The organism is Janibacter cremeus, assembly GCF_013409205.1.
In the GTDB taxonomy this organism is placed as follows: Bacteria; Actinomycetota; Actinomycetes; order Actinomycetales; family Dermatophilaceae; genus Janibacter; species Janibacter cremeus.
The window spans coordinates 688880-699724 of the sequence record NZ_JACCAE010000001.1 but is presented as its reverse complement, the minus strand read 5'-3'; the positions used below and the strand labels follow the sequence as shown (position 1 = coordinate 699724).

Annotated in this window: 6 protein-coding genes; 5 read left to right on the top strand and 1 reads right to left on the bottom strand. The window is 71.0% G+C overall.

Features of this window, described 5'->3' with window-relative positions; translation table 11 throughout:
• Positions 1–426: 426 nt before the first annotated feature.
• The 5 genes from ilvD (at position 427) to cimA (ending at position 7367) form a co-directional block, all read left to right on the top strand.
• A complete protein-coding gene (gene ilvD / locus BJY20_RS03195; protein ID WP_185990206.1) occupies positions 427–2268 on the top strand; it encodes a dihydroxy-acid dehydratase in 1842 nt (613 codons plus the stop codon).
• 148 nt (positions 2269–2416) lie between these two features.
• Complete coding sequence (locus BJY20_RS03190; RefSeq protein ID WP_185990205.1) at positions 2417–3502, top strand: 3-isopropylmalate dehydrogenase; 1086 nt, start codon at positions 2417–2419, stop codon at positions 3500–3502.
• A 60-nt stretch (positions 3503–3562) separates the two neighbouring features.
• Complete coding sequence (locus BJY20_RS03185) at positions 3563–4663, top strand: branched-chain amino acid aminotransferase (RefSeq protein WP_185990204.1); 1101 nt, start codon at positions 3563–3565, stop codon at positions 4661–4663.
• A 32-nt stretch (positions 4664–4695) separates the two neighbouring features.
• Entirely contained in the window at positions 4696–5499 is an 804-nt protein-coding gene (locus BJY20_RS03180; protein ID WP_185990203.1) for an HAD-IIB family hydrolase, read from the top strand.
• Positions 5500–5786: 287 nt separating this feature from the next.
• Positions 5787–7367, top strand: a complete 1581-nt coding sequence (cimA, locus tag BJY20_RS03175; protein WP_185990202.1) for a citramalate synthase — start codon at positions 5787–5789, stop codon at positions 7365–7367.
• A 6-nt stretch (positions 7368–7373) separates the two neighbouring features.
• On the opposite strand, the gene BJY20_RS03170 is transcribed toward cimA, so the two are convergent.
• On the bottom strand, positions 7374–10817 hold the full coding sequence (locus tag BJY20_RS03170; RefSeq protein WP_185990201.1) for a proline dehydrogenase family protein: 3444 nt from the start codon (positions 10815–10817) through the stop codon (positions 7374–7376).
• Positions 10818–10845: the final 28 nt, after the last annotated feature.

Here is a 10845-nt window from a genome sequence, read left to right as displayed (position 1 = left end):
CTTCGAGGTTATGCCGCCGGACCGACAATCGCCTCCCGGTTTTCGTGGCGTCCTCGGCCGCATCGGGCGAAGGGGGGATGCCCCCTTCGCCCTCCTCGCCGGGAGTCATCGAGGCCGTCCGAGGGGTGGACAGGGCATTCCGGAGGGTGGGACGGCAGGCGTACCGTCGGGGTGTCCCGACGCGCGATCCGCGACGGGCCCCACGACCTTCCGAACCACCGCAGGAGCCACCATGAGCGACGAGACCGCCGAGGTCCGCCGCGCCCTCCAGGAGAGCCTGGACCGGCGCGAGCAGGGCAGCGACTGACATCAACTGAAGGTCAGTCTCCGCACGCAGTTCAGACCGCCCCCGCCGAACCGGCGTCGGGGCGGTCTGGCGTGTGAGACGCCGTATCACCGACCGGACGGGCGAACTACGGTGTGGCCATGCCTGAGCTGCGTTCCCGAACCACCACCCACGGTCGCAACATGGCCGGTGCCCGCGCCCTGTGGCGCGCGACCGGCATGGGCGAGGGGGACTTCGGCAAGCCGATCGTGGCGATCGCCAACTCCTTCACCCAGTTCGTGCCCGGGCACGTGCACCTGAAGGACATGGGCCAGCTCGTCGCCGGTGCGATCGAGGAGGCCGGGGGAGTGGGCAAGGAGTTCAACACCATCGCCGTCGACGACGGCATCGCGATGGGCCACCACGGGATGCTCTACTCGCTGCCCAGCCGCGAGGTCATCGCCGACTCGATCGAGTACATGGTCAATGCGCACTGTGCCGACGCCTTGGTGTGCATCTCCAACTGCGACAAGATCACCCCGGGCATGCTCCTGGCCGCGCTGCGGCTGAACGTCCCCACGGTCTTCGTCTCGGGCGGGCCGATGGAGGCCGGCAAGGCGATCATCGGCGAGGACGGCACCGCCGCCACCCGATTGGACCTCGTCGACGCCATGGTCAAGGCCGTCGACGAGAGCGTCAGCGACGAGGAGATCACCGCGATCGAGCAGTCCGCCTGCCCGACGTGCGGGTCCTGCTCGGGCATGTTCACCGCCAACTCGATGAACTGCCTGACCGAGGCTCTCGGTCTCTCCCTGCCCGGCAACGGCTCGACGCTGGCGACCGCAGAGGCGCGTCGCGACCTCTTCCTCGACGCCGGCCGCCTCGTCGTCGACCTGTGCCGCGACTACTACGACGGCGACGACGAGTCGGTGCTGCCCCGCTCGATCGCGACCAAGCCCGCCTTCGCCAATGCCATGCGCCTGGACATCGCGATGGGTGGCTCGACCAACACGATCCTGCACCTGCTGGCCGCGGCGCAGGAGGCACAGGTTGACTTCGACCAGCACGACATCGACGCCCTCTCCCGCGTCACCCCGTGCCTGGTCAAGGTCGCGCCCAACTCGGGCGACTTCTACATGGAGGACGTCCACCGTGCCGGCGGGATCCCGGCGATCCTGGGTGAGCTGGGCCGCGGCGGCATGCTCGACACCGGCGTGCGGGCCGTGCACAGCACCAAGCTCGACGAGTGGCTGGCCGACTGGGACATCCGCTCCGGCACCGCCACTGACAAGGCGAAGGAGCTCTTCCACGCCGCCCCCGGCGGCGTGCGCACCACGCAGGCCTTCTCCTCGACCAACCGTTGGCAGAGCCTGGACACCGACCCCGAGAACGGGTGCATCCACTCGGTCGAGCACGCCTACTCCAGCGAGGGTGGCCTGGCCGTGCTCACCGGCAACCTCGCCCCGGACGGCTGCATCGTCAAGACCGCCGGTGTGCCCGAGCACCAGTGGACCTTCACCGGCCCGGCGCGCGTCGCCGAGTCCCAGGAGGCGGCCGTGGAGATGATCCTGTCCAAGCAGGTGCAGGAGGGTGAGGTCGTCGTCATCCGCTACGAGGGGCCCAGGGGCGGGCCGGGCATGCAGGAGATGCTCTACCCGACCTCCTACCTCAAGGGCACCGGCTTGGGCCCGAAGTGCGCCCTGATCACCGACGGTCGCTTCTCCGGCGGCTCGTCCGGCCTGTCGATCGGTCACGTCTCCCCGGAGGCCGCCGCCGGTGGCGCCATCGGGCTGGTGCAGGACGGCGACGTCATCGAGTTCGACATCCCCGGCCGTCGGGTCAACCTCCTCGTCGACGAGACGGAGCTGCAGCGTCGCCGCACAGCGCAGGATGCGAAGGGGTGGACTCCGCTCTCCCGCAAGCGCCCCGTCTCCCCGGCGCTGAAGATCTTCGCCAAGTTCGCCCAGTCGGCCGACAAGGGCGCCGCCCGCAAGGTCGACTGACCACTCAGGACGCAGAAATCGAGTCAGGACGTAGTCATACCTACGTCCTGACTCGATTTCTGCGTCCTGGCTGACCGGCCTTCACGGGGGGCGTCCGCATCTCGGGACAAGGGGTTCACATGTCGGGACGGCGGCCTAGCCTGAGCACATGAGCGACGCGCAGCAGAACGCACAGGGGGCTCCGCCCCCTGTGGACCCCCCGATCTCCTTCGACATCGCCGTCCTCGGCGGCGACGGGATCGGCCCCGAGGTGGTCGCGCAGGGGCGCAAGGTCCTCGAGGCGCTCGGCTCGGGAGTGACCTTCTCGGCCACCGAGTACGACCTCGGTGCCCAGCGCTGGCACCGCACGGGGGAGACCCTGCCGGACTCCGTCGTGGCGGAGATCCGCGGCCACGACGGCATCCTGCTCGGTGCGATCGGTGACCCGAGTGTCCCCTCGGGCGTGCTCGAGCGGGGCGTGCTGCTCCCCCTTCGCTTTGCGCTGGACCACTACGTCAACCTGCGTCCAGCCAAGCTCTACCCCGGCGTGACCAGCCCCCTGTCGAGCGAGGTGACCGACAAGGGCCTGGACTTCGTCGTCGTGCGCGAGGGGACCGAGGGCCCCTACGTCGGCAACGGCGGAGCGCTGCGCGTCGGGACCCCGCACGAGGTCGCAACGGAGGTCAGCGTCAACACCCGATTCGGCATCGAGCGGGTCGTGCGTGACGCCTTCGCCCGTGCGCAGGCCCGCCCGCGCAAGCACCTGACCCTGGTGCACAAGCACAACGTGCTCACCCACGCCGGCCACCTGTGGCGCCGCACCGTCGAGGAGGTCGGCGCGCAGTTCCCGGACGTCGAGACCGCCTACCAGCACGTCGACGCGGCGACGATCTTCCTGGCGACCGACCCCGCGCGCTTCGACGTGATCGTCACCGACAACCTCTTCGGCGACATCATCACCGACATCGCCGCGGCGGTCGCCGGTGGCATCGGGCTGGCCGCGAGCGGCAACATCAACCCCACCCGCGAGGCGCCGAGCATGTTCGAGCCGGTCCACGGCTCCGCGCCGGACATCGCCGGGCAGGGCAAGGCGGACCCGACGGCCGCGATCCTCTCGGCGGCGATGCTGCTGGACCACCTCGGCCGACCCGAGGATGCCCAGCGGGTCGAGTCCGCGGTCGCCGCGGATCTCGCCGAGCGGGCGGGTGAGCGGTCCACCTCGGTCATCGGTGACGCCATCGCCGCCCGACTGTGATGGGCCCCACAGGGAGGACTATCCTGCGGGGAACCGAACACCCGAGGAGCCGTGTCACCGATGACCGCTGAACTCACCTTCGCAACCACCCGCCGCGAAGACCCCGTGCCCGCTGCCGAGCGCGAGATGATCCTCGCCAACCCGGCCTTCGGCACCACCTTCACCGACCACATGCTCACCGCCACGTGGACGAAGGGGGAGGGCTGGCGCGACGGTCAGGTCCGCCCCTTCGGCCCGCTCCAGGTCTCGCCTGCCGCGGCCGTCCTGCACTACGCGCAGGAGGTCTTCGAGGGCATGAAGGCCTACCGCCACGCGGATGGGTCCGTGTGGACCTTCCGCCCGGAGCGCAACGCCGCCCGGATGGCCCGCAGCTGCGAGCGACTCGCGTTGCCGGTGCTCTCCGAGGAGGACTTCATCGGTGCCATCCGCGCACTGGTCGAGGTCGACCAGGCCTGGGTGCCCGACTCCGGCACCGGTGAGTCGAGCCTCTACCTGCGTCCCTTCATGTTCGCCTCGGAGGCCTTCCTCGGCGTCCGTCCGGCCAACGAGGTGACCTTCTCCATCATCGCCAGCCCCGCAGGCGCCTACTTCCCGGGTGGCATGAAGCCGGTCAACCTGTGGCTGAGCACCGACTACGCGCGTGCCGGTGCCGGTGGCACGGGCGCCGCCAAGTGCGGTGGCAACTACGCCTCGTCGCTGGCCGGTCAGCTGGAGGGCATCGCCCAGGGCTGCGACCAGGCCGTCTTCCTGGACTCCTCGACGCACACCTACATCGAGGAGCTCGGTGGGATGAACCTCTTCTTCGTCACCAAGGACGGGAAGCTGCGCACCCCTGCCCTGACCGGATCGATCCTCGAGGGCGTCACCCGCGCCTCGATCCTCGACCTCGCCCCCGACCTCGGGCTGGAGCCCGAGGAAGCCCGTATCGGGATCGACGAGTGGAAGGACGGCGTCGTCTCCGGGGAGATCACCGAGGTCTTCGCCTGCGGCACCGCTGCCGTCGTCACGCCCGTCGGTGAGCTGCGCTGGGACGGCGGGTCAGCCCCGTCGACGGCCGGCGCCGAAGGGGGAGAGGTCACCCGCAGGATCCGACAGACCCTCCTGGACATCCAGTACGGCGTCGCAGAGGACACCCACGGTTGGCTGACCCGACTGGTCTGACCCGCGGGAGTGCGCCGGCCGCAGGCTTCCCCGTGAACCCACGACTCATCGCGACCGACCTCGACGGCACCCTGCTGCGCTCGGACGGGAGCGTCTCGGCGCGATCGGTGGACGCACTGCGCGCAGTCGCCGAGATCGGTCTCGAGACGGTGCTGGTCACCGCCCGCCCGCCGAGGTGGCTCGACGAGCTCGCGCACGTCGTGGGTGCCCGGGGCGTGGCGATCTGCGGCAACGGCGCCTTCCGTTACGACGTCGGGCGCCAGCGGGTCTTCCAGGAGCGAACGATGGCGCGGGAGGTCGTCACGCAGATCGTCCGCGACCTGCGCGAGCAGGTACCGGGCACCGGGTTCGCCGCGGAGCGCGCGTCCGGGCTGGCCGCCGAGAGCATGTTCGCCGCGATCCACGACCATCCCGAGGACCTGGTGACGACCTCGGAGATCGAGCTGCTCGACGACGCGGCCGTCGGCAAGTTGCTGGCCCGCAACCCGCACCTGACGGACGAGGAGTTCATCGAGGTCGCGACCGAGGTCGTCGGGGAGCGCGCCGTCGTCGCCTTCTCCGGCGCCGGGGGACTGGCCGAGATCTCCGCGGTCGGGGTGACCAAGGCCGCTGCACTCGCCGAGTGGTGCGACGAGCTGGGGATCGCGGCCAGCGAGGCCTGGGCCTTCGGGGACATGCCCAACGATCTACCGATGCTCACGTGGGCCGGGCGCTCCTTCGCCGTGGCCAATGCCCACTCCGACGTGCTCGCCGCGGTCACCGACCACTGCCCGGGCAACGACGAGGACGGCGTGGCCCGCACGCTCGAGGCCCTCCTCGCCGCTCTCGGCCGGTGAGCCCGCACCGTCCACATGGCGGACAGGGGTGAGGAGGCCGCGGTGGAGAGTGCCACAGTGACAGCGTGATGCCCCCGATGAAGCAGCGTGCCGCCACCGCGGCCCTCCTCATTATCTAGGCGCGACGAGCCACCCGCTCGTCGCGCAGACCTCCCGCACCCGGGGGGTCTTTTGCATTTGTCGAGCAGGTGGCGACGAGGCAATCGGATCCGGAGCATCACCCCAGCGACGGACCGGCGCGACGAGCAGGTGTCACACACCCCTTCGTCCCCAACGGAAGAACCACGATGCACGGCTTCCACGTCTACGACACGACCCTGCGCGACGGTGCCCAGCAGGAGGGCATCAACGTCTCGGTCGCGGACAAGCTGGCGATCAGCCGCCTCCTCGACGAGCTGGGCGTGACCCACATCGAAGGGGGGTGGCCGGGGGCGAACCCCAACGACACCGAGTTCTTCGCCCGGGCCTTCGGCGAGCTGGAGCTGCACACCGCGACGCTCGCGGCCTTCGGCGCGACCCGCAGGGCCGGCATCGATGCCGCCCGCGACCCCCAGGTGCAGGCACTGCTCGACTCCGGAGCCGAGGTGATCACCCTCGTGGCCAAGTCCCACCCGGCTCACGTCGAGCGCGCCCTGCGCACCACCCGCGAGGAGAACCTCGCCATGATCAGTGACACCGTCGCGCACCTGCACGCGCAGGGGCGCACGGTGATGATCGACGCCGAGCACTTCTTCGACGGCTACCTCCTCGACCGCGAGTACGCGTTGGCCTGCGTGCGCGCCGCCCACGAGGCCGGTGCCGAGGTCATCGCCCTGTGCGACACGAACGGCGGCATGCTGCCCGGGCAGGTTCGCGATGCGGTCGCCGACGTGCGGGCAGCGACCGGTGCCCGGCTGGGCATCCACTGCCACAACGACACCGGCTGCGCGGTCGCCAACTCGATGGCCGCCGTCGAGGCGGGCGCCGACCACGTCCAGGGGACGATCAACGCCTATGGAGAGCGCACGGGCAACGCCGACCTGATCACGCTCGTCGCCAACCTCCAGCTCAAGCTCGGCATGGACCTGGTCGAGCCGCATCGGTTGCAGGACGCGACCCGCATCGCCCACGCGGTGAGCGAGGTGACGAACTTCCCACCCTTCTCCCGCCAGCCGTACGTCGGCTCGGGAGCCTTCGCGCACAAGGCCGGTCTGCACGCCAGCGCGATCAAGGTCGACCCGGACCTGTACCAGCACATCGACCCCAAGTCGGTCGGCAACGACATGCGCATGCTCGTCTCGGACATGGCCGGCCGCGCCACGGTGGAGCTGAAGAGCCGCGAGTTCGGCATCGACCTGGCCGGGAACGACGAAGCACTGTCGCGGGTCCTGGCCAAGGTCAAGCAGCTGGAGCAGCAGGGGTACACCTTCGACGCGGCCGACGCGTCCTTCGAGCTGCTGCTGCGCCGCGAGCTCGAGGAGGAGGCACCGCAGTACGCGCAGGTCGAGTCCTGGCGGGTGATGATCGATGCCCGGGGCGGGGAGAACGCACTGTCGGAGGCGACCGTCAAGGCCGTCGCCGGTGGCCATCGCCTCGTCGCGACCGGGGAGGGCAACGGCCCCGTCAACGCGCTGGACCACGGGCTGCGCCAGACGCTCACGGTCGTCTACCCCGAGATCGAGGCCCTGGACCTGATCGACTACAAGGTGCGCATCTTCGACGCCGCGCACGGCACCGACGCCACGACCCGGGTGCTCATCGAGACGAGCGACGCGCACACGTCGTGGACGACGGTGGGTGTCGCCGACAACATCGTCGAGGCCTCGTGGGAAGCACTCCTCGACGGCATCACCTACGGCCTGATGCGCGCCGGGGTTCCCGTGCGCTGAGGTGGGTCAGTCCTTCGACACGTGCCCGAAACGGTGGCGGGTGGTGCTCACCGCCTGCTCGCGCAGGAAGGGCAGCAGCTCGCGGCGCCCGGTCGCCAGAACCGGACCGGAGATGACGTCCACCCCCGCAGCGACGAGATCGTCGACGAGTGCCGGCGCGTCCTGCCCGACCAGGCGCACCCGAGCGTCGTCGATCTGCCAGGCGCGGGCGAGGAAGGCGGCGTCGTCCTCGGCGACCACCTGGACGTGGCCCAGGCTCGTGGGGAGCTTCAGCGCGGGGTCGGCGCAGACGAGCGCACCGGCACCGGTGAGCGTCGCGGCGGCGACGAGGCGCACGACCTCGGCGACGGACGTGCCCACCCCGGCCCGGACGAGCACGTTCGGGTGCGGGCGGTAGCGGAAGACGTTGGTCTCCACCACCAGCGCGCTCTTGTCGTGCTCGACACCGAACTCCAGGGCCCACGCGGCGGCGTCGCTGGCGATCGCCGCCTCGAGCCACGGGCGATCCGCCTCGGGCACCTTCTCGCCGAGTGCGCCCAGCTGCGCGTCGACGGTGCGGCGCACCGCGGACGACGGCGTGGTGCCGTGTGTCGGGAGGCCGTCTGCGCTCCACGTGCCCAACTGGGCGACGTAGTTCGGGCCACCGGCCTTGGCGCCGGGGCCGATCGACGATGACTTCCACCCACCGAAGGACTGGCGCTGCACGATCGCACCGGTGATGTGCCGGTTGACGTAGCCGTTGCCGACCTCGACTGCGTCGGTCCACTGCTGGATCTCGCTCTCGTCGAGGCTGTGCAGGCCACCGGTGAGACCGAAGTCGGTCGCGTTCTGCAACTCGATCGCCTCCTCGAGGGAGTCGGCCCGGATCAGTCCGAGGACGGGACCGAAGACCTCGGTGAGGTGGAAGAAGGACCCGGGGGCCACCCCTTCCTTGACACCAGGCGACCACAGGCGGCCGGTGTCGTCGAGCTGGCGCGGCTCGACCAGCCAGCTCTCACCGGGCTCGAGGGTGGTCAGGGCGCGCAGCAGCTTGCCACTCGGCGGCTCGATGACCGGGCCCATCCGGGTCCCCAGGTCGCTCGGCCAGCCGACGGTGACCGAGGAGGCCGCATCGACGAGCTGGCGGCGCAGGCGGGGCGAGTCGGCAACCGATCCGACGAGGATGCCCAGGGAGGCGGCGGAGCACTTCTGGCCCGCGTGCCCGAAGGCGGAGGAGACGAGGTCGGCGACCGCGAGGTCGATGTCCGCAGAGGGGGTGATGACCAGGGCGTTCTTGCCGGAGGTCTCCCCGAGCACCCGCGCGCCCTCCTCGCGTCCGGCGCGCCACCCGGCGAAGAGCCGGGCGGTCTCGCTCCCGCCGGTGAGTACGACGGCCTCGACGTCCTCGTGGGAGACCAGGCGCTGGCCGACCTCGTCCTCCGGGGCGCGCACCACCTGCAGCACGTCGGCCGGGACGCCGGCTGCGTGCAGGGCGGCGACGGCCTCCTCCACGCAGGCAGGCGTCTGCGGTGCGGGCTTGATGATCACGGCGGACCCGGCGGCGAGCGAGGCGAGCACACCACCGATCGGGATGGCGACCGGGAAGTTCCACGGCGGGGTGATCAGCGTCAGGGCGAAGGGGGTGAAGCTCGCCCCGTCGGTCATCGGCCCGTCCTCGAGCTCGAGCGCCCGGTCGGCGTAGTAGCGGGCGAAATCGACGGCCTCGGAGATCTCCGGGTCGGACTCGACGATGGTCTTGCCGCCCTCGGCGGCCATGACCGACACCAGTGTCTGCCGCCGCGAGTCGAGCTCACGTGCGGCATCGCGCAGGAGCGCGGCGCGCTCGGCGGCCGGGCGGGCGGCCCAACCCGCCTGCGCCGCACGGCCGGTCGCGACGACCTCTTCCACGTCGGCGACGGTATCCAGGTGGCGGGAGGTCAGCTCGGGCATCGGCTCGGCGACGGCGCGGGCGGCCCACTCCCGGTGCTCGGCCAGGGCCGGGTCCGAGTCGGGGGTGTTGGCGAAGGCGTCGGCGATCCGTGCGGGCTCGGCGGGTCGGCGCGGGCCGGTCGGGGTCGACCCGATGGCATCGACGCTGTCGCGGAAGCGCGTCTCCTGGTCGGGCATCGCCGCGGAGTCGTCGGAGAAGAAGGCGTGCAGGTAGTTCTCCGGGGAGGCGTTCTCCTCGAGGCGACGCACGAGGTAGGACACCGCGGAGTCGAAGTCCTCCGGCGCGACGACCGGGGTGTAGAGCACGACCGTGCCGACGTCGTCGCGGACCGCGCGCGCCTGCGCCGGTGACATGCCCTGCAGCATCTCGATGTCGAGGGCGTCCTGGACACCACGCGACTGGGCGAGCAGGTGCGAGCTGGCGACGTCGTAGAGGTTGTGCGAGGCGACACCGATGCGCACACCGGCCGCGACGCTGTCCTCGCGCAGCGCCCGCTCGACGCAGCGCAGGTAGTTGGCGTCGACGTCGCCCTTGGTGCGGTAGGGGGCCTGCTCCCAGCCGTGCATGACGGCTTCGACCCCCTCCATCGCCAGGTTGGCGCCCTTGACCAGACGGATCTTCAGGCCGGCACCCCCCTTCGCCCGGCGCTCGGCGGCGAAGGCGATGAGGCGCTCCATCGCGGGCAGCGCGTCGGGCAGGTAGGCCTGCAGGACGATGCCGGCCTCGAGGTCGTGGAACTGCGGCTCGGAGAGGATCGCCATGAACAGCTGGAGCGTCATCTCCAGGTCGCGGTACTCCTCCATGTCGAGGTTGACGAAGGCGTGCGGGGTGGACGACTTCGCCGCGGCATAGAGGGGCCGCAGTCGCTCGACGCACCGCTCCACCGTGCCGTGGGTGTCCCACACGCTGATCTGGCTGACGAGCGAGGAGGCCTTGATCGAGACGTAGTCGACGTCGCCGCGCTCCAGCAGCTCGCGGGTGCGCCGGGTGCGGGCGGCGGCCTCGTCCTCGCCGAGGACGGCCTCACCGAGCAGGTTGATGTTCAGGCGGAACCCGTTCTCGCGTGCGGCGGCGAGGTGCCTGCCGAGCTTGGGGTCGTGCGCGTCGACGAGGAGGTGGCCGACCATCTGCTTCATCCGGGCGCGGGCGGCCGGGACGACCACCTTCGGGGCGATCCTGGCGACGGTGGCGCCGAGCCCGAGCAGCCCGCGGTCGAGCGGGCCGAGGAAGGAGGCGGCGTCCGAGGCGGTGATCCGGCTGAGCGCGTTGGCCGCGACCTTGTCGTCCTCGGGGCGGGCCACGCGGTCGACGAAGAAGACGGCCAGGTCCAGACCGCCATCGGAGTCGGAGAGCAGCGCGGCCAGCTGGCCGGTGGTCTGCGCCTCGCGCCTGGTCTCACCGGCGTGCGCCGCAGCGGCCCAGCGCTCGGCGAGGGCGACGGCATCCTCGACGAAGGGGGTCAGGGCTGCGGTCGCCGGGTGGGTGCCGGGGGAGGTCGCGGTCTCGGGTGCGGTGGTCATCCTCCGACGGTAGGGTCGACGCGGATGG

What these genes read in the sequence shown, in the direction of transcription:
- BJY20_RS03170 (WP_185990201.1), bottom strand. Translation starts at nt 10,817, where the DNA reads ATGACCACCGCACCCGAGACCGCGACCTCCCCCGGCACCCACCCGGCG.
- cimA (WP_185990202.1), top strand. Translation starts at nt 5,787, where the DNA reads ATGCACGGCTTCCACGTCTACGACACGACCCTGCGCGACGGTGCCCAG.
- ilvD (WP_185990206.1), top strand. Translation starts at nt 427, where the DNA reads ATGCCTGAGCTGCGTTCCCGAACCACCACCCACGGTCGCAACATGGCC.
- BJY20_RS03185 (WP_185990204.1), top strand. Translation starts at nt 3,563, where the DNA reads ATGACCGCTGAACTCACCTTCGCAACCACCCGCCGCGAAGACCCCGTG.
- BJY20_RS03190 (WP_185990205.1), top strand. Translation starts at nt 2,417, where the DNA reads ATGAGCGACGCGCAGCAGAACGCACAGGGGGCTCCGCCCCCTGTGGAC.